Raw genomic sequence first — 24540 nt, forward strand, 5'->3', positions numbered from 1 at the left:
GATTCGTCACCCCATCTCGACCGGAACCGGCACGTCGTCCAGAATATGCGTCAAGACAGCCGCTTTCGTCGTTTTGATTCCACCTTCGAGTGTCAGTGTCAGGCGATGGGATAAGACGTGTTTTGCAAGATATTTGATATCTTCCGGGATGATGAAGTCGCGTTGATTCAAGAACGCGTAACTTTGCGAGGCGCGAAGTAATGCAATCGCTCCACGCGGACTGACGCCGACTTCAATGAGTTCATGATTTCGTGTCGCTTGAACGATGTGTAATAGATAATCGAGCACGTCTTGCGATGCATGGACGCGGCGTGCCTCTTCCTGCCAGGAAATCAAGTCGCCACCTGACGCGATGCCGACGGCTGACCGACGGACGTTCGTCAGAATCTCAGACAATAAGCGACGTTCATTCTCGAAATCCGGATAACCGACTTCAATTGCGACCATGAATCGATCGAGTTGGGCGTCCGGTAGTGGGAATGTTCCTGCCGATTCAATCGGGTTTTGTGTTGCGATGACAAAGAATGGGGCTGGCATCTGATAGGTTGTTCCACCAATCGAGACCTGACGCTCTTCCATCGCTTCAAGTAATGCCGATTGTGTCCGCGGAACGGCGCGGTTGATCTCATCGATCAAGACGACGTTCGCAAACAATGGACCGCGTTTATTCTCGAACTCCTGCGTCTTTAAGTTGAAGAAGTCCGAACCGATGACGTCTGACGGAAGCAAATCCGCCGTGAACTGGATCCGCGAGAAGGCACTCTCGAAGCTTTGAGCGAGCGCCTTCGCGAGCATCGTTTTCCCCGTTCCCGGTACATCTTCTAATAGAATATGTCCTTCTGCGATGAGTGCCGTCAGACAGAGATCAATGACGTCCGGTTTACCGAGATAGATGGAATTGAGTTGGTCTTTTAATTGTTGTAGTTTCATAGGAAATCCCTCCAATGTTAAATGATTGAGTAGCATGCTAGTTGTTGTTCGAAGCGTAGAATCTCATCGTTCGTGACGATCGTTTCCGACATATCACCGTAGCGGATATTCCGATATAACTGAAAATCGACAGGGACTTCAATCCGACGTAACCAGTCTTCGAGCGTTTCGTTCGGACGACGTTGCTGACTGCGCGGTAAATGTTGCTCAAAGCGGATGACGAGGTCACGGACACGTGAAGACGAATACGATGCATACAGATAAGGCGATTTTCTTAAAGAAGCAGGACGAAAGATTGATTGAGCAAATGGAACGTCATCCGTTACTTCTCCTGTAGACCTGCGCCGTTTTTTCACGAGACGTGACTGAACGAGTTTCCAGACCATGAAACTAAACAAGCTGATTAAAATGATGTATTGCAGATAAGAAAAGGGGGAGTCAGAAGCATCCGCTTTAAGAGATTTCCAGAGCTCTTTTGGACTAGGTCGTGGATCGATCGGTTCAAAAGGCATTTTGCCTTTTGTTTTAGTAGGTGAGTGACCGTTTTTAAAACTAATTTCGCCGTTCGCTTCAGTTTCTGCAATCGAAGGCTTTTTAAAAGGATCCGGCATGATGTAATGCGTATAGACGTACGTCGTGACGGTTTGAAACAAGAACAGACCAATCAGAATGACACCAAGCGACATGATAAAGCGTTGCCGTAACACAAGCGATCCTCCTTCCTGTTTTTAAGGAAAAAATATCCATATGTACTTAGGAAGATTTTAGCATACACGCTTAACAAATAAAAACAATTTTCTGAAAATAAAGACAAAGTGAGACGATTCATTTTCAAGTGGTAAGGGTATGATGGAATCAGTGGTTCTTGAAAGAGAAAGGATGTTTTGTATGAAATTGATTATTTTTGGAGCGACGGGTCAAACGGGGCAAGAACTGGTCAAGCAAGCGATTGATCACGGTCATGAGGTCACAGCATTCGTCCGTAGTCCGGAAAAACTGACACTACGTGACGAACGGTTACACGTCGTTAAAGGCGACGTGCTCGATCAAGAAGCGGTGACGGCTGCTGTTGCCGGGCAAGAGGCTGTCCTGACAGCACTCGGTACGGAAAGTCTTGCTTACAATGGCTTTTTAGAACGAAGTCTCGTTCGGATCGTGACAGCGATGAAAAAACAGGGGGTAGACCGGATCGGTTATGTTGCGTCTGCCGGTGTTGATGATGAATTACCGGGTGTACAAGGGATGCTCGCTCAGCGGATTCTGAAAAATCCACTGAAGGATCACCGCCAAGCGATCGCGCTTTTGCAACAAGCAGATTTGAACTATACGGTAGCCCGACCACTCCGTTTACTGAACGGTCCGTTGACGGGACTTTATCGTCAAGCAGATACAGGTGTACCGGAAGATGCGAAACAGATCAATCGCGCAGATGTGGCGCATTTCCTCTTACAAGCGATTGAAACAGAAGATCATATCAAATCGAGTGTCGGTCTCGCTGAATGATGAAGAAGGGGCTGACTCAAAAGTCAGTCTCTACAAAGATAAGGGTGACAGAATGATAATCTGCCATCCTTATCTCGTAACAAAAAGAATGACGCGTCACACGCCACTCCTACAGGAACAAGCGCATTTATGCGCTGTCAGAGACGAACAAGACCCGCTTTCCTGCTTCAACGAAGCAGGAAAACTGGCTTGTGTCTCGCCTGAGGAAAGGGCGTGAAAAGACGCGTCATTCTTTTTTTGAGTCAGCCTCTTTTGATTTCTTATTGTTGACGATAGACGGAGACCGAACCACCATTGACGAAGAATTGACCGTAGCCATCTTGGTTGATCGTGACCGATGCTGTGTTGTTTCCAGTGATGTCTGTCCAAACTTCTCCTTTGTTCTGAAGCCCGACGTACATCCATTTACTCCCGCCAGGACCATCTGAAAGGATTGTCGCAAGACCTGATTTTGCCCGGTCCGAGACACCTTCACGTGTCCAACCGATGATGTCTTGGTTATCGAGGTAATCGTTTTGTTTCCCAAACGCGAAGTCCTTCCGTGCTTTAAGTAACGGATCAATCTTCGAAGCGAGTGCTGGAATTTCGCGATTCGATGTACCCTTTGTACCATAGTAGTCACCATAGAAGACCGACGGATAGCCTTGTTCACGTGTCAGAATCATCGCGTAAGCAAGCGGTTTGAACCATGACTGAACCGTTGATTCAAGCGATTGTCCAGGCTGCGAATCATGGTTCTCTACGAGTGTGACGGCTTGGACTGGATTGCTCTTGACGAGAGTACCGTCAAAGATCGTCCGCATGTCATAGTACCCGCCGCCTTTACTTGCCTGTTCGAACTTATAATGAAGCGGTGCATCAAAGACGGATTGTTGATAATTCGTCCGGCTTAAGTAGTTTTGCAACGTGCCAAGATCGTTCTGCCAATACTCTGCGACTGTGAACAATGGTTTGCCCGTCGTCTGACGAACGTTCGCGAGCCAGTCCGCTAAGTAACCATGTTTGATATGCTTGACGGCATCGAGACGGAATCCATCAAGACCAAGTTCGTTGACGTACCATTTACCCCAGTTCTTCATTTCTTGCTGAACTTCTGGATGATCGAAGTCGAGATCCGCATACATCAAGTAATCGTAGTTGCCATTTTCAGTTGAGACATCCGTATCCCACGCTTTACCGGTACCGCGGAACTTGTAGATGGCGCTTTTTGAACGCGATTGATCCCAATCCGTGCCGTCGAAGTGATACCATTTCCATTTGAAGTTCGAGTAGAGGTTATTTCGTGCTGCAAAATTGAAGCCCGTCCATGCCTGGATTTGATAATCGCCCGAGACTTCCTGATTGCGGTTACCCGGATTAACTTCGACTGCCGTGACGGCTTCCGTGAAATCGGCACCACCTTTATGGTTCATGACGACATCACCATAGACATCGATTCCGGCGGTATGCAATTGTCCGATTGCCGTTTTTAATTGCGCCTTTGTGCCGTATTTCGTACGGACTGTTCCTTTTTGGTTGAACTCACCTAAATCGTACAAATCGTAGGCGCCGTACCCGACATCATTTTGCGAGGTCCCTTTGTAGGCAGGGGGAATCCAGACTGATGTGATTCCGAGCTGATCGAGCTTTGTTGCGTCACTCCCGAGACGGTTCCAGTGGTTACCGTCATTTGGTACATACCATTCGAAATACTGCATCATCGTTCCATTGTCTGCCGTGGCACCGACTGCAATCGGTTGCGCAAGTGGCACTAAAAAAGCAGCGGATGCGACGGTTGCTAAAATCCATCTTTTTTGTTTCACGTAAAGACCTCCTCATGATTTGTGAAAGCGCTTGCATTATTTATTATAGAGAAGCTTCAGACAGGAGGAATATCGTCCCGGATTCTTATTTGTAAGTCTCTTTTGTTCGTGACTTTTGACCCTAGAATATTTATTCTGAAGAACTATTTTGATCGGATTGACGTCATGAATGAAAAAAATCAGGACCATCTAACCGTTGCCTTTCGATGAATATTCTGAACGACGACTCATCTTCAAAAAAGCAGGTCTATCGTCCATCTTCCACCAGGAATGGATTCGGTGTGAAAATGAGCGTGTAACATCCGCTTTCATACATACCATTTAAGGGGGAACACACATGAACTGGAAGTCAAAGGTCACAGGTGCGCTTGCCGCAACACTTGCGCTCGGGTCAATCGTCTTTACACCGGTCACAGCAAAAACAGTTGATCCAAAACAAGTTTCAGCAGGTCCGCAGATGGTCACGTCACAATCGACGATCGATGCGTACTATCTACCAGCAGCGGGCAAGACAGGGGCAGCGTTGAAGGCATCGCTGCACGATATCATCGACAACCATACTCAAGTGTCATACGACACGGTATGGACAGCACTGAAAGAAACGGATCAAGATCCAAACAATGCGAATAACGTTATCGAGTTATACACGGGGAAATCGATTTCAAAGAGCAGTAACGGTGGGAATGTCGGTCAGTGGAATCGTGAACATGTCTGGGCAAAGTCACACGGTGACTTTGGTACGTCAAACGGTCCAGGAACAGACTTGCATCACTTGCGTCCAGAAGATGTTGTCGTCAACAGCGCACGTGGGAATCTAGATTTCGATAATGGCGGTACAAAATACAGTGGTTGCGATTGCTACCGCGATGGCGATTCGTGGGAACCACCGAACCGTGTCAAAGGTGACATCGCGCGGATGATTTTCTACATGGCGGTTCGTTATGAAGGTGGCGGAGAAATCGATCTCGAAGCTTCTGAAAACGTCAATAATGGTACGAACCCGTTACACGGCAAATTGTCGACGCTGAAAGCCTGGAACAAACTCGACCCAGTCGATAGTTTCGAGAAACGTCGCAACGATGTCATCTTCGAGAAGTGGCAAAAAAACCGGAATCCGTTCATCGATCATCCGGAATACGTAACATCAATTTGGGGAAATTGATGACGAGTCAGTAAATAGGAAAGGGGCTGACTCAACAGTCAGTCTCTACAAAGATAGGGGTGGCAGAATGATGATCTGCCACCCTTATCTTGTAACAAAAAGAATGACGCGTTTCACGCCACTCCTACAGGGAAAGTGCATCTTTGCGCTGTCAGAGACAAATAAGACCCGCTTTCCTGCTTGAATAAAGCAGGAAGATTGGCTAGTGTCTCGCCTGAGGAAAGGGCGTGAAAAGACGCGTCATTCTTTTTTTGAGTCAGCCTTTTTTCATGGAGTCCGAACCTGTTATGCTGAAACTTTTTTGGAGAACCATTCGTATTGCCTACCGTAAGCCATTTTTTAGTAGAAAGGTCGTACGGTATGATCAAACGCACGTTTAACAAACGAAACATCAAATGGATGGTCGGTGGGGGACTCGTTGCTTGTGTCGCTTTCTGGTACAGTGTCGGTATTTTCGTCAATAAAGGGGAGCGACCACTCGCTGATGGAACGTCACCGTATGTCATCGTCCTCGGCGCTGGTGTCAAAGGCGAAAAACCGTCGCAAATCCTACATAACCGGATTCAGGCAGCTGCGGCATATGGGAAACAACATTCAGAAGTCCGCTTCATCTTGAGTGGTGGACAAGGTCCGGATGAAGATATTTCAGAAGCAGAGGCGATACGTCGTGGGATGGTGGCATCTGGGATTGCTGAAGAGCGGTTGATCCTTGAAGCTAACTCGACATCAACGACGGAAAATCTACAATTTTCAAAAGCGTTGTTGCCAAAGGACGTTCGTCGCGTCTCGATCGTCACGTCAGACTTTCATCTGTACCGTGCGCGACAAGAGGCGAAACAACTGGGTTTACAGACGGATGCGATTCCGGCTGAGACGCCACTTTCAGGAGTCCTTCGATTTGGAATGCGCGAACGCGTTGCGATCGTTGTTCAATTCCTACGCTAAAAACCCCGACATGCTGAACATGTCGGGGAGAAAGAAGTGCATTGAATAATTAGATGCCTTCACCTTTATGTTTTTCCTCAGAAGATTGAGAATCATTTGCTTGTTTGTCGGAAGCATCATGCTCAGCAGGTGGTTCTTCTTTGCCGAGTGCGACATCCTTCGCTTCGACGACTTTATTGCTGATCGCATTCAAGTCACCTTTCGTCTCATTTACTGTCTCTTTCACCGTCGAGGCATCTGATTTCACCGTTTCAAGCTCTGTGTTCACTTTGTCATAGACATTTTGAACGTCAGATGCGACTTCTTGAATGATGCTTGAAGCACTCTTCACTTGATTGATGACTTGTGATGCTTTACCTGACGGATCTTCCTTAATAGAAGAAGCGAGGGTAGAGACGGAATCTTTCGCTCCCCGTAAACTCTGTTTCGTATTTTGGCGAGACGAAGAACTAAGTAGCGTCAATAGACCGCCGACAAGGGCACCGAGCAACATCCCTGTGACGAGATTGATTTGACGACCTGATGATTCTTCCTGATCGAACTGGCGATTCGGATGTTCTGCGTGTGTTGCGTGTGGATCATGTTGAAGCTTCGGTTCCATGATGAACACTCCCTTGAGATAATATTTAACCATGATATGGATATACCCTTGTGAGTGAATAAAAAACATTTAAAAATAACATGTATTTGAAATGAATATAAAAAAGACCATCGTGATATGATGGTCTAAGAGGTTCATTTGTTGGATGAATCATCATCATTTTCGTGACGAAGTTTTCGGTTGATTTCATCATAATCGATTTCGATATCATCTTTGTTGCCTTTGTAGCCATATCCTTTCGAAATGACGATGATCGAGGCGACCAAGACGAATACGATGATGAGAATGGAGACGACATATAACCACATAGTCCACTCCTCCTTTCGTTCACTTTCTAGTATGACGGAAAACGCAGCTTCCGTCTAAACGAAATTGTAGGTTGTGTGCTAAACTGATGTCAGATAAACATGTTAAACGGAACGAGGTGACGGCGGATGAGTATTTTGGTCGTAGATGATGAGTTAACGAATTTAATGCTCCTAGAGCGATTGTTAGAAAATGAAGGCTATGACGTCGTCAAGGCGATGAGTGGGGAAGAAGCAATTGAATTAATGGAGGATCCGTTATTCATCGAACAGTTGGACGTCGTTCTCCTCGACGTCGAAATGCCGGGGATCAGTGGAATCGAGGCAACACGTTTGATTCGAAAACGGTTTGGTCTTGATGAATTACCGATTCTGATCGTTTCCGGGCGATCAAACGAAGAAGATATCGTTGATGGACTGAATGCAGGGGCATCCGATTATACGACGAAACCGATCCGAAAAACGGAATTGCTCGCGCGAGTTCGTAACGCGATTGGTCTGAAGCAAGCAATCGATGCGCGAAAACGCTATGAAAAAGTATTACAGGAAGACTTTGATTTAGCGCAAAAACTGCAACAGAGTGTGCTGAGTGCGAATATCGAAGACGATGAGATCCGCATCATGGCGACGTATATCCCGTCTAAGAAATTAGCAGGAGATATGTACGCCTGGTACCGCATCTCTCAGAATAAATACGGCATCATCTTGTTTGACGTCATGGGACACGGTGTCTCTTCTGCGCTGATCACGATGGGGATGAGTTCGATTTTGTTCGAACTCGTGCACCGGATTGGTGATCCGGCACAAGTACTTGAAGAATTGAATCAGCAGATGAGTCGATTGTTCCCGGGAGACGAGACGGAAATCTATTTCACTGCCGTTTACCTCTACATCGACCTAGATGAGATGAAGCTCAGCTATGCGAACGCAGGGCACCCACCTGGTTTGTTACGCATGAATGATCAAATCATTCCGCTTGAGAATACGGGACTTCCTGTCGGTATGTTCGAAGACTCGACGTATTCGAGTAAGACGATCGACATCGTTTCACCCGGATGTGTTTACTTGTATACGGATGGTTTCATGGAACTCTACAGTAAAGGCATTGATGAAGGAATCTTCGCCATCCAGAATCTGATCGAGCAACAAGGACCGAACATCCATCAGTTGATTCAACCGGATCAGAGCGATGAAGCAGATGATCTATGTCTCGTGACAGTCGAAATCAATTAACCTGTAAATGAAAAGACTCAGCGACGGAAGCACCGTCGCTGAGTCTTTTTTGAGTCATACGAGCTCTGAATCTACTTGAACTAAAAGAACCTTCTCCGCCATAAGATGAAGGCGGCAAGACCAGAGAAGAAGATCATCATACCGAAAACAATCCAGAATCCGATGACTTCTCCTTCCCATGGAACGTGGACGTTCATCCCGAACATCCCGGAAATCATCGTCGGAATCGAGATGACAATCGTAATCGAGGCAAGGAACTTCATGACGAAGTTGACGTTGTTCGAGATGACAGAACCAAACGTATCCATCGTCGAACTGATGATGTCCTTATAGATTTGAGCCATCTCCATCGCTTGTCGGTGTTCGACGAAGACATCTTCCAGTAAATCTTCATCATCTTCATGTTTCTCAAGACTCGGTGTCTTAATGATTCGGTCGAGCACACCATCGTTCGATTTCAAGGACGTCATGAAATAGACCAATGATTTTTGAAGGTTCATCAATTGAAAGATTTCTTGATTTCGCATCGAACGTTGAAGTTCTTCCTCAAGTTCGTCCATACGACGATCGATTTGACGCAAGAAACGTAAATACGAGGAACTGACTTTATAGAGAATCTGGAATACGAAGCGCGATCGGTAATTCGTCCGGAATCCTCGCAACTTACCACTCGAGAATAACGTCAGGACATCGAGCTGTTGCGAACAAACGGTGATGAAATGACGGGATGTCACGATGATACCGAGTGGAATCGTATTATAACGGCGTCCTGATGATTCTTCTTCGATGTAGGGAACGTCGACGATCATCAGTAGACCTTCTTCATCTTTTTCAAAACGTGGTTTTTCTTCCACATCCAAAGGGTCATAAATGAAATCCTCTGGAATATTCGTAGCAGCGATGACTTGGTCGGCTTCGTCCTTTGTCGGATTGACAAGATGGATCCAGGAACCTTTCGTGAACTCCTGTATCTCGTTGACTGCCCCGGTGACATCGCTTCGATAAATCGTCAACATATTGTCTATCCCTCCTGCTCTTCACTGTCTCATTATAGAAATAGATGTGACAGCGTGTAAATGATTCTCCGATTTTTTTTTACGAAGATTAGTGATAAGATGAAAACAGAGGAGGGGAAGACATGCCTTTTTTTAATGCTAAGAAGCTCGAAGAACTTCAATCGATCGCAGGTGGAGACCACGCGTTCCTTCAAAAAATCGGAGAAACGTATATCGCGCAGTTCGATCGAAAGTTTCCTGAACTAAAAGATGCCGTCGTCAAGCAAGATGCTGAGCAAACTGAAAAGCTCGCTCACTTGCTAAAAGGTGCTTCCTATTCCGTTGCCGCTGATGATTTAGCTGATGATTTCGAACTGCTTGAAAAAGAAGCAGAATCTGGTTCAATGACCGGAACACAAGAAATCGTCGATCGGATTGAGCAATGCATGGTAGAATTCCGTGTCGTCTGGCTCGATGTGTTTACTGGAAAAAATATTGACGCCCTGCGTTGAGCAATCGAATAGATCAAAAAAGCCGACATACTGTCGGCTTTTTTCTTATAAGACGTAGGAATCGACCGTTTCGATCAAACGACCGATTTCCGGTTTCGTGATTTGTGCATTGACACCAACGGATTCACCTTTATGGCGTAAATCGTCGGAAATCAAGGAAGAGAAGACGATGATTGGCAATTCCGCATAACGATCATCTTCACGGAGTCGTTTCGTCAAGTGTAGTCCATCCATCTTCGGCATCTCGATATCGGTGATCAAAAGGTCACAGTTGCTTCCATTCTCAAACGCATCAAAAGCTTCCTTACCGTTGATGAACCATTTCAGACCATGGTAACCGGCTTCCTCGAGTGTTTCGATGATCAATGTCCGGAGCATTTCCGAGTCTTCGGCGATCCAGATGACTTTGTCGGATCGATCACGGGACTGGACGCGACGTCCTTCTTCGCGGGCGAAGATATCCTTGCGTGAGAGCTCGAGTGCGATTTTTTCATAGTCGAGCAAGATGATCATCTTGTCGCCCGTTTTGACGACACCGTTCGTCAGTCCTTCGATGCCACGAGCGAGTTCGTTTGGTGTATCGATCTGTTCCCATGAGATACGACGGATTTCCGTCACGGAGTCAACACGCAGGACGCTCTTTTCTCCATTGAATTCACAGATGATCAATCGATCCTCTGTTGCTTCATCGTGGGGAACACCGATGACGGTTGGCAAATCGATGACCGTCATGACTTCGCCGCGGAGTTCAATCAATCCTTTGACAGCATCCGGTGTACCTGGGAGTGGTGTCATCGGGAGGGGAACGATGATTTCCCGGACCTTCATGACATTGATTCCGAACGTGTATGGTCCGCAATGGAAGATGACGATCTCGAGTTCGTTCGTGCCGGCTTCTAATAAAATATCGTGCTGATTATACATATGGTTGTGCCCCTTTCCATTACCTTCACTTCACTTCTGACTAGTTATCGGCATGCTACGCTAAAAATTCTAGTTCTGAATTGACAAAAAAAGTGTTGTAATCGCTTTCATAATATGTTAAGCAAAAAGTTTGGCATTTGTCAGACCAATTGATTACAATAAGCTATGCAGCCACACACTGAAATGAGAGAGATAAAAATAAATGGAGGTAGAGTGGAATGACTACAGCAACAACCTACACATTTTTACTAGATGGACAATGGCATGAAAGTGAATCAAAAGAGACGATTGAAATCTCTTCACCATATAAAGAGGATCTTGTCGGTCGCGTCCAAGCGATGACGAAACCGGAAGTCGATCGTGCCATCGCTTCAGCGAAAGCGGCACAAGCAGAGTGGGCAAAACAACCAGCGAACAAACGGGCTGAATTGCTTCACGCTTGGGCAACGGAACTCGAAAAACGTGCGGACGAAATCGGTGAAGTCATCATGCGCGAAGTCGGTAAAGGGCGTGCAGATGGCGTCAAAGAGGTCAAACGGACAGCTGAAATCATTCGCTACACAGCGGAAGAAGGTCTCCGTTTCGACGGTCAGATGATGCAAGGGGATTCGTTCCCTGGTGGTAGCGCGAAAAAAATCGCGGTCATTAAAAAAGCACCACTCGGCGTCGTGCTTGCGATTTCACCGTTCAACTACCCAGTCAACTTGGCAGCGGCGAAACTCGCACCTGCCCTCATGACAGGAAATGCCGTCGTCTTCAAACCGGCAACACAAGGTTCGATCAGCGGTATCTTGATGGTCGAAGCACTCGTCGCAGCAGGTCTTCCAGCTGGACTCGTCAACATCGTCACAGGTCGTGGATCGGTCATCGGTGATTACTTGACGGCTCACCCGGGCATCAACATGATCACATTCACAGGTGGTACAGGCACAGGACAACATTTGTCGCGTCAATCGGCAATGATTCCACTTGTCCTTGAACTTGGTGGAAAAGATCCAGCACTCGTTCTTGAAGATGCGAATCTGTCACTTGCGGCAGATCATATCATCAGTGGGGCGTTCTCTTACTCAGGTCAACGTTGTACAGCAATCAAACGCGTCTTCGTTCTTGATCACCAAGCGGATGCACTCATCGAAGAACTCAAGACACGAATCGCGAAATTGACAGTCGGTTCACCTGAACAAGACAGTGTCGTCGTGCCGCTCATCGATACGAAATCAGCGGACTTCGTTGAAGGCTTGATCACGGACGCAACAGACAAAGGCGCAACACTCGTCACAGGTGGTGGACGTACGGCGAACTTGATCGAACCAACACTTCTTGACAACGTGACACGCGACATGCGCGTTGCTTGGGAAGAGCCGTTCGGACCAGTTCTTCCAATCATTCGTGTCAACTCGGTCGACGAAATGATTGCATACTCAAACGAATCAGAATACGGTCTTCAAGCAAGTGTCTTCACAGAGAACATCGATGCTGCGTTTGCAGTAGCGGATGCGCTTGAAACAGGTTCTGTTCAAATCAATGGTCGGACGGAACGTGGTCCTGACCACTTCCCATTCATCGGTGTGAAATCATCGGGTCTCGGCGTCCAAGGCGTCGGACGAAGCCTCGCTTCAATGACACGCGACAAATTAACAGTCCTCAACTTAAAATAAGTTTTTTGACCGACCTTTCAATCTGCGGAAAGGTCGGTTTTTTGTGCATCCATTTCTTACGCTTTAACGTAAGCTAGAAAACAAATATCACCCTGTGACGCACAAAGTTTGGCGCTATAGCTTCATTCTCTCTATAATGAAAGAAAATGGACGAGAGAAAAGAGGCGTGTAGGTATGACTGTATCAGACGAAATCATCCCGATTCCGATTCCGACACCATTTCCGGTTGGAGACGTGAACTGCTATGTACTACGAACGGAAGGGGAAAACATCCTCATTGATTGTGGACCGGATACGCTGGAAGCATGGCAAACGATGCAACGGACGCTTGCGCGACATGAACTTCAGGTCGAGGATTTAGATCGTGTCATCGTGACACATCATCATGCGGATCATGCTGGGATGGCACATCGCTTTTCAGAGAAAGGCATTCCCGTCTATGGACATGCGCGATTACGCCCATACTTGGAACAGGACGAGACCTTCTTGAACAACGGGGACGCATTCTTGCGTCGATTAGCGACATCGTTTGGCGTTCCGCAAGCGATTCAAGAGATGTTACCAAGCTATCAATCTGCCTTGAAATGGCTTGGTAAAGGTCAGCTTGATTTCACATTAAAAGAAGGCGACGCGATTACGCCGTCTGGGCGATACCGTGTCATCGAGCTACCGGGGCATGCAAGTGACCAAATCGGAATTTTAAGTGACGATGGTGTGTTGTTCGCGGCCGATCACCTGCTCGACCGGGTCGAGCCGAATCCATTGCTCGAACAACCGCAACCAGGTGATGATGTGCTCGTAAAACGACCCGTTCTTGCGTATCTTGACTCCTTAGAAAAATTACAAAGTGAGCAGATTCGAATCGCCTACACCGGACATGGTGCTCCGATTCGAGATGTTGCGGTACTTGTCGAAGAACGATTAATGCAACGCAAGGCGCGTGGTGATCAGCTCTTGAAGTATTTTACGGGAGAACATACGTTATTCGAATTAGCACAAGTGACGTATGGAAACCGCTTAAAAAAATCATTCCCTCTTGTCATGAGTGAGATGAAAGCACGCCTCGATACACTCGTCGCCCGCGGTGCGATCACGGTCGAGAAACGATCAGATATCCTCTACTATTCAAAAGCGGAGGAAGTCTAATGCAACTCATCAACCGGACGATCGTCATCACGGGTGCTTCAAGTGGACTCGGGGAAGCACTGGCGCGCACTCTGCATAAAGAAGGGGCAAACTTGATTTTAATTGCCCGACGCGAGGATCGATTACAAACATTAGCATCTGAACTCCAGGCAGACTACCTGGTCTACGATTTGGAAGAGGCGCCTGAAATTCTTGCGGAGACACTCGCAAATCGTTATGGGCGGATTGATATTTTGATTAATAACGCAGGTTTCGGGGAATTCAGCTTCTTAGACGATACCTCGATTGAAACGATTGAGTCGATGCACCGGATCAACGTCTTAAGTCCCGTTCGCTTAACAAAGGCATGTCTGCCATTACTCAAAGAGGGTGGTATGATCGTCAACGTGGCAAGTCAGGCGGGGAAGTTGCCGACACCAAAATCAACGATCTATTGCATGACGAAAGCAGCGATGTTGCAATTTTCGAACGCGTTACGTCTGGAGTTACGTCCAAAAGGCATCCACGTCATGACGGTCAATCCAGGACCGATCGCGACAGAATTTTTTGTCCGTGCGGATGTCGACAGGAAGTATGAGCAAAATGTCGCTTCCATCGTCCTATCGAAAGAACGACTAGCTTCGACTGTCGTCCGAGCAATAGAGCGGCGTAAACGTGAAGTCAATGCACCATGGTGGATGGAGTTATCGGCAAAAGGGTACGGCGTGATGCCACGGTTGATCGAGTGGTTAGGAAAACCGGGCTTCGATAAAAAGTGATGACGGAGGAGAACGACAAATGAAAAAAAAGGTAATCAGCTTTCTTGCCCTAGGTACGCTGCTCGCAGGCTGTGGAACACCGGATGCGACACCGGAACCGAAGAATGTCTTAGGGACTTCTTATCAGACGATCGAAAAAGAAGCGGAAAAGTCAACGGTTCGGATGTATATGTGGGGCGGCGATGATGGCATCAATGCTTACATCGATGAATACGTAGCACCGCGTCTGAAGAAGGAACACAACATCACGTTAGAACGGGTCCCGATCGAGACGGCGGATATCATTCAAAAACTGCGTGCTGAGAAACAGGCAGGTAAGGAAAAAGGTGTCATCGATGTCGTCTGGATCAATGGCGATAACTTTTTAAATGCTAAAAAAGACGATTTACTCTATGGAGAAATCACAAAAGTCCTCCCGAACATGAAATATGTTGATGCTGCCGCACAGAGTTCAGATAGTGGTACGAAAACAGACGGACTTGAAGCCGCATGGGGGAAAGTTCAATATACGTTGCACTATGACGCAGCTGACGTGAAGTCGCCACCGACCGATTTGAAAGCACTGAAGTCATGGGTCAAGGAAAATCCAGGACGTTTCACTTATCCGGAAGTGACGGACTTTACGGGGAATGCCTTCGTCCGCCACGTCATGTATGGTGTCGAATCGAATGAAACCTTAAAAGACCCGAAAGCAGACTTCAAGAAGACATGGGCTTATTTGAACGAAATCAAACCGTATCTCTGGAAAAAAGGGAAGACCTATCCAAAGACACTTGCCCAACTCGATCAGTTATACGCGAAGGGAGACGTCGATTTCACGATGGGTTTCAACGAACGACGGGCTGAACAAGAAGTAACGTCAGGAACGTTTCCGAAACAAACACGTCCGATCGTCTTGAAGGATGGATCAATCGCGTCGACGCATTTCCTTTCCGTACCGTTCAACGCACCGAATCCGAAGGGCGCACTCGTTGCGATCAATACGTTGTTATCACCAGAAGCACAGTTGAAAAAATACGATGCGACGTATTGGGGTGACGGAACGAGTCTTGATTTATCGACACTGAATTCGTCAGAACAAAAGCAATTCGCTGATGTACCGGCTGCGCCGTCGACACCAAAGCCAAGCGTCTTCAAAGGAAAGGTCCGGACGGAACTCGACCCATCCATTTTCGAGATGATCCGTAAGGAATGGCCGTCTCGTGTGGCGCGGTAACGCGTATCCTGCTGCACTCTTGATGGCAGGAATGGTCTTATATGGGTTATGGGTCAGTATCTCGATGACGTCACTTTCCGACTACCGCGAGCTACTGACGGATGAGGTCTTTTTAGAGAGTCTAGCCGTCAGTAGTTATGTTGCCATCGTCAGTACGGTGCTCGCGCTGATCATCGGCGTGGTGCTCGCACGACTCTTGAGTAGAACACGACTAGCCGCGTTACTTGCGATTCCTTTATTCATCCCTCATCTAGGAGCGGCTTACCTCGCGATCCTCTATTTGAGTGATGTGCCTGTCATCGGACCGCATGAAGGGAATTATTTTAGTGTCATCCTGACGTATCTGTATAAAGAAATTCCGTTCGTCTTTTTTTATCTCTTACCGGTGGTCCGGCGCCTTGATTCGCGTTATCAAGAACTCGGTATGATGCTCGGTTTATCACCAGTGCGCCGATTTTGGCATGCGCGGGGCGTTTTCCTACTCGTTCCGATGCTTGAGGCAGCATTTATCTTGCTTGCCTTCATCCTGTTCGCATATGAGATCCCAGCACTGCTCGGCGTGACCTATCCAAAATTACTTGGCGTCTATGCGTTCGATTTGTATACACAAGGCGATTTATCGGAGCAACCACTCGCTTTTGCAATGAGTGTCGTTTTGACGGGAGGACTCTTCTTCCTATTGTTGCTCATGACTGGTTTGACACGCCCACTGGCAGCGAAGATCAGTAGGGGGCGAAGTGAATGATAAAAAAAATCAGTGTGACTGTATTCGTTGTACTCCTGTTCATCGTTCCTTTAATTGGTTTGATTCCGGGAGAGTGGAATTGGAATCCTCGTCTTGAAGCGACGCTCGGCACGACCGTCGCGATGATTTGTGCCGTCGTATTGTTAAATCATCTCTTCGGGTACATGGCAGGAAAAGCGATTGCCTTTCAAACGGGGAAACGGATTCGTACAGCAGAGTTCTTAATTAGTTTGCCGCTGTTCGTTCCCGTGTTATTGCTATCATTCGGTCTCTATTTGACATGGATCCGTCTTGGTTTGGCAGATCGATTTTTCGGTGTCCTGCTCGTGTTGCTTCTGCCGACTTTGCCGTATACAGTTCGTTTGTATACGAACGGATTTCAAGCGCTCGGGGAACGGATGCTTGAACAGATGGTCTTGATTGAGGGGAACCGCTTCAAGCGTTGGTTCTATTTGACGGGACCGATGCTTCGATCGACGTTACAATCCGTGACGCTGCTCGTCACGGTGATCACGATCAGTCAGTATGCACTCGTTGCGTTGATTGGTGGTGGGATCGTCCGCATGATATCACTCGAAGTATTCCCGGCGTATTCCGGTAATTCTCAAGGGGCGGCGCGTCTAGCGACACTGTGGTTGATCGGGTTGCCCGTTCTCTTTTATGCTGGACAAACTGTTATTTTTTCTAGTTGGATACGAATCGTACGGAGGCGTTTAAATGGAAGTCACAATACAACAAGTCAATAAACGATTTGGAACGAAGCATGTGTTGTCTGATATCGATTTAAATATCGCATCTGGACAATGTGTGGCTTTAGTTGGACCGAGTGGTAGTGGGAAAACGACGCTTCTCCGCTTGATTGCGGGCCTCGAACGTGTGACGAGTGGAGTGATTCAGTTCGGTGACCGAGATGTGACTGTTCTTTCACCGAATCAGCGAGGTGTGACGATGATGTTTCAACGGTCGCTGTTGTTCCCACATTTGAACGTCGAACAGAACATCCGTCTCGGTGCCAAACAATTAACACCGATCGAGCTCGAATCCTGGTTACATCGCGTCGGACTCGAGGGAAGAGGAAAAAGTGCTGTTCACGAATTGTCAGGGGGCGAACAGCAGCGGGCGAGTTTGGCTCGTGCACTGGCGAGTCAACCGGACTTCTTGTTGCTCGATGAACCGTTCTCGAGTCTAGATGTACCGAGACGACGGGAACTACGGACATTGATTCGGAAGTTGACCGAGGAACAAGGTGTCACGACACTCCTTGTCACACACGATCGGGAAGAGGCAATGGCGATGGCGGATATCGTCTATGTCTTAGAACAGGGGCGAATCGTCGATCATGGTACACCGATTACGCTGAGCCAGACCAGCCCGTTTTTTGGCGAAGGCATTCAAATTGAAGAAACATGGCATCCGTTGACGGCAGTCAACTTGGTCTCAAGACCGACGAAGGAGACGGATGAACGTGTTACGATTACGAAAGAACTCATTCAATACGGTGTTCGATTCTACGAAGTCGAACGAGCATCCGGAGAACGACTCGTGCTCTCTTCAGACGAGACGATTCATGAGAAAGAAGGCTATATCGTTAGAAAGGAGGGGTGACATGTTAGATACGCGTGCGCGTAAAATCGTTCAACCCCTATTTGATCAAGGGGCGACCTTATTTAAGAAAATTGGATTATCGGCGACACAGGTGACGATCATCTCCGGCATCATCGGTGGTGCGACGGGCTTTTTCGTCTATAACGACATGATGGGAACGGCGATTGTCTTGTTGTGGATCTCGGGCATGCTCGATGTCATCGATGGAACGATGGCACGAAAAGAAAAGACGACTCCAATCGGCACGATTCTTGACCTTGTTCTCGACCGGATCGTCGAGCTGTCAGTATTGATTGGTCTTGCGCTTCGGTTTCCGGAAACGCAGGTCGTTATTCTGTTGCTCGTCGCATCATTCGTCATTGGGATGACGATGTTCCTTGCAATCGGAGCGGTTAGTGAGAATTACGGCTACAAGTCGTTTCAATATCAACCGGGACTCGTCGAACGGACGGAAGGGTTCTTATTCCTAACAGCGATGATCCTGTTCCCAAGCGCCATCATTTGGATCGCAATTGTCTTCTTGATTGCTGAACTCTATACGGTCGGAGAGCGATTCCATCAAGCTTCGAAGGTGTTGCGATGAGTGAACAAGAGATGATCATGACCGTGGATCGAGCGGGCAACCTGCTCGGACCTCGTCCACGATCGGAAGTCCACGCAAACGGCTTGTGGCATGAAACGTTTCATTGTTTCGTCTATGATCCAAAGCGGGACGTCGTGTTGCTCCAGCAACGGTCTGAACAAAAGAAGGACTTTCCAGGAATGCTTGATATCACGGCAGCGGGTCACTTGCTTGCGAATGAGACAGTCGAGGATGGTGTCCGGGAACTCGAGGAAGAAATTGGTTTGACATGTACCTTTGATCAATTGATACCGCTTGGCATCCAGGAAGAGGAGTTTCGGGATGCGTCGCTCTGGGACTGTGAGCGATGCCATGTCTTTCTTGCTCGAAGTGATCAAGCGATAGACGCATACGTCCTCCAGGAAACAGAAGTGAAGCGATTGATTGCTTTTTCAATCGAGCAGTTTGAACGAATCGCGGACATGTCCATCGAGCGCATTCAGGACACGACAGGCGAATGGTTCGATCGTCGTCAATTCGTTCCACATCCTTCTTCTTACTGGAGACATGTCCGACAAGGAATCGAGCAATTACGTAAATAGAACGAATGGAAAAGCAATAACGCATGAAGACCTACGATCGAATGTGATTTCGCTCGTAGGTCTTTTTTTAATCGTACATTCGTTCGACGCAAGAGTAGCGAAATTAAGATATATTTGAGATAATTAAGTATATATACAAAAGAAGGAAAGAAGGTGCAGCCAGTGGCATTACGATTTGCACTACTCGGGCTGCTGACCCAAGGGGAAGCGACCGGTTACGATTTAAGCGCGACTTTTAAAAAACAAATGATCCACTTCTGGACCGCACATCATACTCAAATATACCGAGAGTTGTTGAAAATGGAAGAGGCAGAGCTCGTGACAAGTGTCCATATCGTCCAAGAAGACTTGCCGGACAAGAAAGTCTATTCCATCACCGATAAAGGACGGACAGAGCTCGTTGAATGGTTACGGACACCGAATGAATTCAAACCGAAGATGAAGGATGAGAACTTGATGCGTGTCTCGCTCTTGCACCTTCTCCCACCAGAGGAAGCAGTCGCTTATCTAGAAGAATCGAAGCGACACCATCAATTTGCCGTCGAGATGATGCAAAGTTGGCGTCACGATCATCTCGAGAACGGTGCGACACTAGGGGAGACCTTGACGAGTGAGTACGGCTTGCGTATGATGTTGAATTACTTGGATTGGTGTGATTGGGCAATCGCGGAAATCAAAAAGAACGAAGCAAACGTCTAACCAAATTGGCTCGACTGTCATGTAGATGGCGGATTCGAGCCAGTTTTATTTTTGTAATAGGATAGTAAGGAGAGAATCGATGTACTTTAATGACTATGAAGACTGGATTGAGGAAGAGGCAGAAGCATTATTTCACTTACATGAAGAACGATTGATACGAGAAGCAATCTCGTATTCACAATTCACGGCGTATGTAGAAGAGGCACTCCTTGAACCATTATTACTGAAACTACGTTGGCTCGGAGAAGCAGAAGAAGAGGAGATTCTAGAACGGGCGGATTCAATCGTTTGGGAGAATGCCTCGGGTCATTCGGAAGCTTCTCTTCGGCGAGATGTGTTACGACGGGTCATCGAACGAGACTTTACTGCGCATATCCTCGCGTACCTCACGCCAATTCTTGAAGCGAGACAAGCTACTTATGAGGCGGAATTGAAGCAGCTTCAATTGGCGCATGCTGAACAAATAGATGAGGTCAAACAACACGAGCAACAGATTGAACTTGGACCGCCACCTCAAAAGGTCAAAAAATGGTGGTATCTCAAAGAAAAAGAAGTAGCGCGTTCCTATACGGAGGAAGAACGATCTGCATTGCAAGCCCAACAACAGCAACTCGAGGACGAGTTAAAGCGACTCGAACAAAAAACACGTGAGACAGAAGCAAATCTCGAACGATTGGATTCACTTCACCGTCTATAATGTACGACAAAAAATGGAGCATGCGACATGATGTCGCGTGCTCCATTTTGTATGAATACTATCTATTACGCTTGTGTCGCCAGTTTCGCGAGGACTAGTTTTGCGACTGCTTCACTTGATGCTGGGTTTTGTCCTGTGACGACGTTGCCGTCGATGACGGCGAATTCTTTACCGGCATCCGATGTGAGGAAAGTAGCGCCTTCCCCACGGAGTGTCGTCTCAAGCAAGAATGGTACTTTATCTTCGAGACCTGTCGATTTTTCTTCTTCGTCCGTAAAGCCGTTGATTTGACGACCTGACACGAAAGGTTTGCCATCGATCATGACGTGTGCGAACGCTGCCGGACCGTGACAGACCGATGCGACGACGCCGTCTTTTTTGATGACCGCTTCAATGGCACCTGCCACTTGTGGGTTATTCGGGAAGTCGACGACTGCACCGTGACCACCTGGGAAGTAAACAGCATCAAATGATGCTGGATCGACTTCCGAGAGTGCTTTCGTGTCGTGCAACGCACGGCGTGCATCTTGGAATTTCGGCAAGATTTCTTTGACGATCGATGCTTTATCGATCGGGACGTCGCCACCTTTGATCGATGTGACCGTCACGTCATGTCCTGCATCCTTAAACAGGTTGTATGGTGCTGCGAACTCTTCGAACCATAATCCTGTTTTGTGACCATTCATGTCATCTGCACTTGTTGATACGATTAAAATACGAGCCATAATAAAACTCCTCCTCTGTATGAACGTTACAAAGAAGGAGTTTCCCGGAGAAATGAAGAGTTAAACCTCATCGGTGTTCCGTATAGTGATGAACCGGTAGTGTAGCAAGTGCCTGGTCGATTTGAGCTTGTGAGATCGACTCTTTCATCGCTTGGACGTTTGCCTGAAGCTGTGACACGCTCGATGCGCCAGGAAGGACGATGTCGACCTGTTGATCGATGGCTTGCAACGCAAGCGCCGGAAGCGGGAAATCTTGAAGTTTTTGTAGACTCGCTTCAAGGGTTTCCTTATCGAATTGTTCGAACCGATCAACCGACTGCAGGCGTGAAGTACTCTCATGTGTCAAGAGTCCTTTGGCCAGTGGACCACGAGCGACGACTTGGATGTTTTTCTCTTTTAAGCGTGGCAACAACTCTTCGATGCGGCGATCGAGCAACGAATAAGGCGTCATCAAGTAAGAGAAATTACTATGCTCGAGCCAATATTCGATGACATTCGGGCGCAGTGATGACAGACCATACTCCTTGATCTTCCCCTCTGCTTTTAAATCCTCCATTGCGCGGATCGACGCATCGAGATCGTCGTCGATCGTGCCGCCGTGGACGTAATACAAATCGAGATAAGGTGTTTCAAGACGATTCAAACTTTCAAGACAAGCTTGCTTCAAATAATCATAGCTCGGATCCCATGTCCAACCGGTTCCGGTCGCGTTCATCCGATTCCCACCTTTTGAGGCGAGAAACAATCGACTGCGATCCTCTTGTGAGAAGGTTTGACCGATGATGGATTCGACCGCTCCGTTCGCATAGACGTCCGCTGTATCGAAGTGCGTGATTCCAGCATCAAGTGCCGTCCGCAGGATTGCTGTTGCTTCCTCCTGACCGCGCTTTAAGATCGTCATCGTACCTAATCCTAATGACATGTTCAATTCCCTCTTTTCTTAGATGAACTATAAGTTTGGAACTTCTGCATTCTAGTGTATCATATCTGATGAAAAAGACGATTTCGAAGTCTTGCGGCAATACGTCGGAAACGGCATACTAATCATGACAGAGAACGTAAACTAAGATAGAAGAGGGGAACACATCCGATGGAAGAAAAAACGATTGAACGTGAAGTGATCTATGAAGGAAAAGTCTTTGACGTCGAGAAACATGTCGTCACGTTACCGAACGGTAATACCTCGGTTCGTGAATTGGTCTATCATAATGGTGCCGTCGCGATCATTGCTTTTGATGAACAAGGTGATTTGATCGTCGTGGAACAGTACCGGAAGGCGTTCGAGAGTCTATCGATCGAGATTCCAGCAGGAAAACTCGAGAAAGGCGAAGATCCACTCGATTGTGCCGGACGCGAATTAAAGGAAGAAACAGGATACGTCGCGAAAGAATTACGACATGTCTTTGATTTTTACGGTGCGCCTGGTTTCTGTAGTGAGCGTGTACATATTTATGAAGCAGTTGGTCTCACTGCCGGTGATCGTCAACTCGATGAGGATGAGTTCCTTGAGAATAAGACATTGAAGCTCGAAGAAGCACTCGAACTCGTTGCAAACGGAACAATCGTCGACGCGAAGACAATCATGGCAATCCAGCATTGGCAAATTCGTACTTTAAAATGATTCTCATTTAAATGATTTTCAGTTGATAATCATTTTAATTTGAAAAAAGACTGATTATCAGCTATGATAATAGCATCAGTTCGAACAAAGGGGGCGTTATGATGGAAAGTCGTGTAGAACGCATCAAAAAACAGCTAAGCGGTAAAGGATATAAGCTGACTCCCCAACGTGAAGCGACTGTGCGTGTCCTGCTCGAACACGAGTCGGATCACCTCAGTGCCGAAAATGTCTTTCTCCTTGTAAAAGAAAAGAACTCCGACATCGGACTTGCGACGGTTTACCGGACGCTCGAATTATTGACGGAGCTTGAAGTCGTCGATAAAGTCAACTTCGGAGATGGCGTATCCCGGTTTGATTTACGACAAGAAGGTGCGAGCCATTCGCATCACCATCTTGTCTGTATCGAATGCGGATCCGTCGAAGAGATTTTAGACGACATGCTAGAAGAAGTAGAGAAAGAAATCGTGTCCCGATTCCACTTTAAAATTAAGGATCACCGCCTGACATTCCATGGCGTCTGCCGTGTCTGCCAAGAGCGCCATGCTCGGGAAGCGTTGGAACAATCGCAAACACAAACAGTCTGACCGTCCGACGAAATTTCGGATGGTTTTTCTTTTTCAATTTTATAGGTCAGACCTCTTCACAACGGTTTACACCTTTGATATGATGGGAAAGTAAGCGATTTCGTAAACGAAGAGGATGAGTTCAGTGCGTGAACAACTGGAAGCATTTATCAATTATTTAGTGATTGAACGGCAAATGTCCGCGAATACGGCAGCTGCGTATCGAAATGATTTAAATCAATACTTACAGACGCTTGAAACAGCGGAAGTTTCCTCGTTCGAACAGGTTCACCGACATCATATCGTCGACCATATTGAACGGTTGCTTGAAGCACGAAAGTCACGATCGACGGTTCGCCGGGCGACGAGCTCGATCCGTTCGTTCCATCAATATTTGGTCGAAGAAAGACTTGCAACACATGATCCGTCTCGTCATCTTGATTTACCGAAACCGGAGAAAAAGTTGCCCGTCGTCTGGAGTCAAACCGACGTCGAACGCTTGCTTGATTCGGTCGTCGGTGTCGATCCGCTTACACGACGAGATGCAGCAATGCTTGAGCTTCTCTATGGAACAGGCATGCGCGTCAGCGAACTGCTCCAACTGAAGTTGAACGATTTGCAACTCGAACTCGGGTATCTGTCGTGTCTTGGGAAAGGGAATAAATCCCGGATCATCCCGATGAGTACGACATCGATTGAGAGCGTCAGAACATATCTTGATCTCGCGCGCAACAGTCTCGGTGGTCAACAGACGGACGATGTCTTCTTGAACAGTCGTGGTGATCGTTTATCACGGCAAGGATTTTGGAAGATGATCAAGCGACGGGCAAAGGAAGCGGGTATTGAAAAAGAGATCACACCACACGTCCTGCGCCATTCGTTCGCGACCCATCTACTTGAAAATGGTGCCGATTTACGCGTCGTACAAGAAATGCTAGGACACGCTGATTTGTCGACGACACAAATGTATACACACGTCAACAAAGCACGACTCCACGACGTGTATAAGAAACATCATCCACGGGCGTGAT

General features: G+C 47.3%; 28 protein-coding genes. 19 read left to right on the forward strand and 9 right to left on the reverse strand.

Annotation, left to right across the window (positions count from 1 at the left end; translation table 11 throughout):
* Positions 1-6: 6 nt before the first annotated feature.
* Together K7G97_RS05310 and K7G97_RS05315 are read right to left on the reverse strand one after the other, a co-directional pair.
* Positions 7-930: an AAA family ATPase gene (locus K7G97_RS05310; protein ID WP_029341157.1), complete on the reverse strand. Its 924-nt coding sequence runs from the start codon at positions 928-930 to the stop codon at positions 7-9.
* Positions 931-947: 17 nt separating this feature from the next.
* Positions 948-1637 carry a hypothetical protein gene (locus K7G97_RS05315; RefSeq protein WP_223041540.1) on the reverse strand — a complete coding sequence of 230 codons (690 nt, stop codon included), beginning with the start codon at positions 1635-1637 and terminating at the stop codon, positions 948-950.
* A 181-nt stretch (positions 1638-1818) separates the two neighbouring features.
* Between K7G97_RS05315 and K7G97_RS05320 the strand changes: the two genes are divergently transcribed.
* Positions 1819-2433, forward strand: a complete 615-nt coding sequence (locus K7G97_RS05320) for an NAD(P)-dependent oxidoreductase (protein WP_223041541.1) — start codon at positions 1819-1821, stop codon at positions 2431-2433.
* A gap of 260 nt (positions 2434-2693) precedes the next feature.
* On the opposite strand, the gene amyS is transcribed toward K7G97_RS05320, so the two are convergent.
* Complete coding sequence (amyS, locus tag K7G97_RS05325) at positions 2694-4217, reverse strand: alpha-amylase (protein ID WP_396133875.1); 1524 nt, start codon at positions 4215-4217, stop codon at positions 2694-2696.
* A 355-nt stretch (positions 4218-4572) separates the two neighbouring features.
* Between amyS and K7G97_RS05330 the strand changes: the two genes are divergently transcribed.
* Together K7G97_RS05330 and K7G97_RS05335 are read left to right on the forward strand one after the other, a co-directional pair.
* Entirely contained in the window at positions 4573-5397 is an 825-nt protein-coding gene (locus K7G97_RS05330) for an endonuclease I family protein (protein WP_223041542.1), read from the forward strand.
* Between the two features lie 360 nt (positions 5398-5757).
* Positions 5758-6342 carry a YdcF family protein gene (locus K7G97_RS05335; protein WP_223041543.1) on the forward strand — a complete coding sequence of 195 codons (585 nt, stop codon included), beginning with the start codon at positions 5758-5760 and terminating at the stop codon, positions 6340-6342.
* A 49-nt stretch (positions 6343-6391) separates the two neighbouring features.
* Here the strand turns inward: K7G97_RS05335 and K7G97_RS05340 are convergent, their stop codons facing one another.
* Together K7G97_RS05340 and ytzI are read right to left on the reverse strand one after the other, a co-directional pair.
* Complete coding sequence (locus tag K7G97_RS05340) at positions 6392-6943, reverse strand: hypothetical protein (protein WP_075642048.1); 552 nt, start codon at positions 6941-6943, stop codon at positions 6392-6394.
* A 134-nt stretch (positions 6944-7077) separates the two neighbouring features.
* A complete protein-coding gene (ytzI, locus tag K7G97_RS05345) occupies positions 7078-7251 on the reverse strand; it encodes a YtzI protein (protein ID WP_023467656.1) in 174 nt (57 codons plus the stop codon).
* Between the two features lie 126 nt (positions 7252-7377).
* Between ytzI and K7G97_RS05350 the strand changes: the two genes are divergently transcribed.
* Positions 7378-8481 (forward strand): PP2C family protein-serine/threonine phosphatase, encoded by a 1104-nt coding sequence (locus K7G97_RS05350; protein ID WP_223041544.1) that lies wholly within the window; start codon positions 7378-7380, stop codon positions 8479-8481.
* An 80-nt stretch (positions 8482-8561) separates the two neighbouring features.
* On the opposite strand, the gene K7G97_RS05355 is transcribed toward K7G97_RS05350, so the two are convergent.
* Entirely contained in the window at positions 8562-9497 is a 936-nt protein-coding gene (locus K7G97_RS05355) for a magnesium transporter CorA family protein (RefSeq protein WP_023467658.1), read from the reverse strand.
* A gap of 122 nt (positions 9498-9619) precedes the next feature.
* On the opposite strand from K7G97_RS05355, the gene K7G97_RS05360 reads away from it, so the two are divergent.
* Entirely contained in the window at positions 9620-9988 is a 369-nt protein-coding gene (locus tag K7G97_RS05360) for an Hpt domain-containing protein (RefSeq protein ID WP_223041545.1), read from the forward strand.
* Between the two features lie 45 nt (positions 9989-10033).
* Here the strand turns inward: K7G97_RS05360 and K7G97_RS05365 are convergent, their stop codons facing one another.
* A complete protein-coding gene (locus K7G97_RS05365) occupies positions 10034-10912 on the reverse strand; it encodes a chemotaxis protein CheV (protein ID WP_023467660.1) in 879 nt (292 codons plus the stop codon).
* Positions 10913-11130: 218 nt separating this feature from the next.
* On the opposite strand from K7G97_RS05365, the gene K7G97_RS05370 reads away from it, so the two are divergent.
* The 11 genes from K7G97_RS05370 (at position 11131) to K7G97_RS05420 (ending at position 20600) form a co-directional block, all read left to right on the forward strand.
* Entirely contained in the window at positions 11131-12570 is a 1440-nt protein-coding gene (locus K7G97_RS05370; protein ID WP_023467661.1) for an NADP-dependent glyceraldehyde-3-phosphate dehydrogenase, read from the forward strand.
* 174 nt (positions 12571-12744) lie between these two features.
* Positions 12745-13716, forward strand: a complete 972-nt coding sequence (locus tag K7G97_RS05375; protein WP_223041546.1) for an MBL fold metallo-hydrolase — start codon at positions 12745-12747, stop codon at positions 13714-13716.
* Positions 13716-14474 carry an SDR family NAD(P)-dependent oxidoreductase gene (locus tag K7G97_RS05380; protein ID WP_223041547.1) on the forward strand — a complete coding sequence of 253 codons (759 nt, stop codon included), beginning with the start codon at positions 13716-13718 and terminating at the stop codon, positions 14472-14474. The genes K7G97_RS05375 and K7G97_RS05380 overlap by 1 nt, the downstream gene beginning before the upstream one ends.
* Positions 14475-14493: 19 nt before the next feature.
* Positions 14494-15690 (forward strand): ABC transporter substrate-binding protein, encoded by a 1197-nt coding sequence (locus K7G97_RS05385; RefSeq protein WP_223041548.1) that lies wholly within the window; start codon positions 14494-14496, stop codon positions 15688-15690.
* Positions 15677-16435 (forward strand): ABC transporter permease family protein, encoded by a 759-nt coding sequence (locus K7G97_RS05390; protein ID WP_223041549.1) that lies wholly within the window; start codon positions 15677-15679, stop codon positions 16433-16435. Before K7G97_RS05385 ends, K7G97_RS05390 begins: the two co-directional genes overlap by 14 nt.
* Positions 16432-17181 (forward strand): ABC transporter permease subunit, encoded by a 750-nt coding sequence (locus K7G97_RS05395; protein ID WP_223041550.1) that lies wholly within the window; start codon positions 16432-16434, stop codon positions 17179-17181. Before K7G97_RS05390 ends, K7G97_RS05395 begins: the two co-directional genes overlap by 4 nt.
* Positions 17153-18040 (forward strand): ABC transporter ATP-binding protein, encoded by an 888-nt coding sequence (locus tag K7G97_RS05400; RefSeq protein WP_064300242.1) that lies wholly within the window; start codon positions 17153-17155, stop codon positions 18038-18040. The genes K7G97_RS05395 and K7G97_RS05400 overlap by 29 nt, the downstream gene beginning before the upstream one ends.
* A 1-nt stretch (position 18041) precedes the next feature.
* The gene (locus tag K7G97_RS05405; RefSeq protein WP_023467668.1) at positions 18042-18623 is read left to right on the forward strand and encodes a CDP-alcohol phosphatidyltransferase family protein; all 582 of its coding nucleotides are present in this window, start codon (positions 18042-18044) and stop codon (positions 18621-18623) included.
* The gene (locus K7G97_RS05410) at positions 18620-19204 is read left to right on the forward strand and encodes an NUDIX hydrolase (protein WP_023467669.1); all 585 of its coding nucleotides are present in this window, start codon (positions 18620-18622) and stop codon (positions 19202-19204) included. The genes K7G97_RS05405 and K7G97_RS05410 overlap by 4 nt, the downstream gene beginning before the upstream one ends.
* 162 nt (positions 19205-19366) lie before the next feature.
* Positions 19367-19903 (forward strand): PadR family transcriptional regulator, encoded by a 537-nt coding sequence (locus K7G97_RS05415; RefSeq protein ID WP_223041551.1) that lies wholly within the window; start codon positions 19367-19369, stop codon positions 19901-19903.
* A gap of 79 nt (positions 19904-19982) precedes the next feature.
* On the forward strand, positions 19983-20600 hold the full coding sequence (locus K7G97_RS05420; RefSeq protein WP_223041552.1) for a hypothetical protein: 618 nt from the start codon (positions 19983-19985) through the stop codon (positions 20598-20600).
* 65 nt (positions 20601-20665) lie between these two features.
* On the opposite strand, the gene K7G97_RS05425 is transcribed toward K7G97_RS05420, so the two are convergent.
* Together K7G97_RS05425 and K7G97_RS05430 are read right to left on the reverse strand one after the other, a co-directional pair.
* A complete protein-coding gene (locus K7G97_RS05425) occupies positions 20666-21325 on the reverse strand; it encodes a type 1 glutamine amidotransferase domain-containing protein (RefSeq protein WP_023467672.1) in 660 nt (219 codons plus the stop codon).
* A gap of 67 nt (positions 21326-21392) precedes the next feature.
* A complete protein-coding gene (locus K7G97_RS05430; RefSeq protein ID WP_223041553.1) occupies positions 21393-22247 on the reverse strand; it encodes an aldo/keto reductase in 855 nt (284 codons plus the stop codon).
* A gap of 168 nt (positions 22248-22415) precedes the next feature.
* Between K7G97_RS05430 and K7G97_RS05435 the strand changes: the two genes are divergently transcribed.
* The 3 genes from K7G97_RS05435 (at position 22416) to xerD (ending at position 24539) form a co-directional block, all read left to right on the forward strand.
* Positions 22416-22946 carry an NUDIX domain-containing protein gene (locus K7G97_RS05435; protein WP_149427011.1) on the forward strand — a complete coding sequence of 177 codons (531 nt, stop codon included), beginning with the start codon at positions 22416-22418 and terminating at the stop codon, positions 22944-22946.
* Between the two features lie 101 nt (positions 22947-23047).
* A complete protein-coding gene (gene fur, locus K7G97_RS05440) occupies positions 23048-23530 on the forward strand; it encodes a ferric iron uptake transcriptional regulator (RefSeq protein WP_023467675.1) in 483 nt (160 codons plus the stop codon).
* A gap of 124 nt (positions 23531-23654) precedes the next feature.
* Positions 23655-24539, forward strand: a complete 885-nt coding sequence (xerD, locus tag K7G97_RS05445) for a site-specific tyrosine recombinase XerD (RefSeq protein ID WP_029341179.1) — start codon at positions 23655-23657, stop codon at positions 24537-24539.
* Position 24540 lies beyond the last annotated feature (1 nt).

Origin of the sequence: Exiguobacterium acetylicum, from assembly GCF_019890935.1 — a bacterium.
Classification (GTDB): domain Bacteria; phylum Bacillota; class Bacilli; order Exiguobacteriales; family Exiguobacteriaceae; genus Exiguobacterium_A; species Exiguobacterium_A abrahamii.

Coding starts and splice junctions, on each gene's coding strand:
- K7G97_RS05310 (WP_029341157.1), bottom strand. CDS start 930: ATGAAACTACAACAATTAAAAGACCAACTCAATTCCATCTATCTCGGT.
- K7G97_RS05320 (WP_223041541.1), top strand. CDS start 1,819: ATGAAATTGATTATTTTTGGAGCGACGGGTCAAACGGGGCAAGAACTG.
- K7G97_RS05330 (WP_223041542.1), top strand. CDS start 4,573: ATGAACTGGAAGTCAAAGGTCACAGGTGCGCTTGCCGCAACACTTGCG.
- K7G97_RS05335 (WP_223041543.1), top strand. CDS start 5,758: ATGATCAAACGCACGTTTAACAAACGAAACATCAAATGGATGGTCGGT.
- K7G97_RS05340 (WP_075642048.1), bottom strand. CDS start 6,943: ATGGAACCGAAGCTTCAACATGATCCACACGCAACACACGCAGAACAT.
- ytzI (WP_023467656.1), bottom strand. CDS start 7,251: ATGTGGTTATATGTCGTCTCCATTCTCATCATCGTATTCGTCTTGGTC.
- K7G97_RS05350 (WP_223041544.1), top strand. CDS start 7,378: ATGAGTATTTTGGTCGTAGATGATGAGTTAACGAATTTAATGCTCCTA.
- K7G97_RS05355 (WP_023467658.1), bottom strand. CDS start 9,497: ATGTTGACGATTTATCGAAGCGATGTCACCGGGGCAGTCAACGAGATA.
- K7G97_RS05360 (WP_223041545.1), top strand. CDS start 9,620: ATGCCTTTTTTTAATGCTAAGAAGCTCGAAGAACTTCAATCGATCGCA.
- K7G97_RS05365 (WP_023467660.1), bottom strand. CDS start 10,912: ATGTATAATCAGCACGATATTTTATTAGAAGCCGGCACGAACGAACTC.
- K7G97_RS05370 (WP_023467661.1), top strand. CDS start 11,131: ATGACTACAGCAACAACCTACACATTTTTACTAGATGGACAATGGCAT.
- K7G97_RS05375 (WP_223041546.1), top strand. CDS start 12,745: ATGACTGTATCAGACGAAATCATCCCGATTCCGATTCCGACACCATTT.
- K7G97_RS05380 (WP_223041547.1), top strand. CDS start 13,716: ATGCAACTCATCAACCGGACGATCGTCATCACGGGTGCTTCAAGTGGA.
- K7G97_RS05385 (WP_223041548.1), top strand. CDS start 14,494: ATGAAAAAAAAGGTAATCAGCTTTCTTGCCCTAGGTACGCTGCTCGCA.
- K7G97_RS05395 (WP_223041550.1), top strand. CDS start 16,432: ATGATAAAAAAAATCAGTGTGACTGTATTCGTTGTACTCCTGTTCATC.
- K7G97_RS05400 (WP_064300242.1), top strand. CDS start 17,153: ATGGAAGTCACAATACAACAAGTCAATAAACGATTTGGAACGAAGCAT.
- K7G97_RS05405 (WP_023467668.1), top strand. CDS start 18,042: ATGTTAGATACGCGTGCGCGTAAAATCGTTCAACCCCTATTTGATCAA.
- K7G97_RS05410 (WP_023467669.1), top strand. CDS start 18,620: ATGAGTGAACAAGAGATGATCATGACCGTGGATCGAGCGGGCAACCTG.
- K7G97_RS05420 (WP_223041552.1), top strand. CDS start 19,983: ATGTACTTTAATGACTATGAAGACTGGATTGAGGAAGAGGCAGAAGCA.
- K7G97_RS05425 (WP_023467672.1), bottom strand. CDS start 21,325: ATGGCTCGTATTTTAATCGTATCAACAAGTGCAGATGACATGAATGGT.
- K7G97_RS05430 (WP_223041553.1), bottom strand. CDS start 22,247: ATGTCATTAGGATTAGGTACGATGACGATCTTAAAGCGCGGTCAGGAG.
- K7G97_RS05435 (WP_149427011.1), top strand. CDS start 22,416: ATGGAAGAAAAAACGATTGAACGTGAAGTGATCTATGAAGGAAAAGTC.
- fur (WP_023467675.1), top strand. CDS start 23,048: ATGGAAAGTCGTGTAGAACGCATCAAAAAACAGCTAAGCGGTAAAGGA.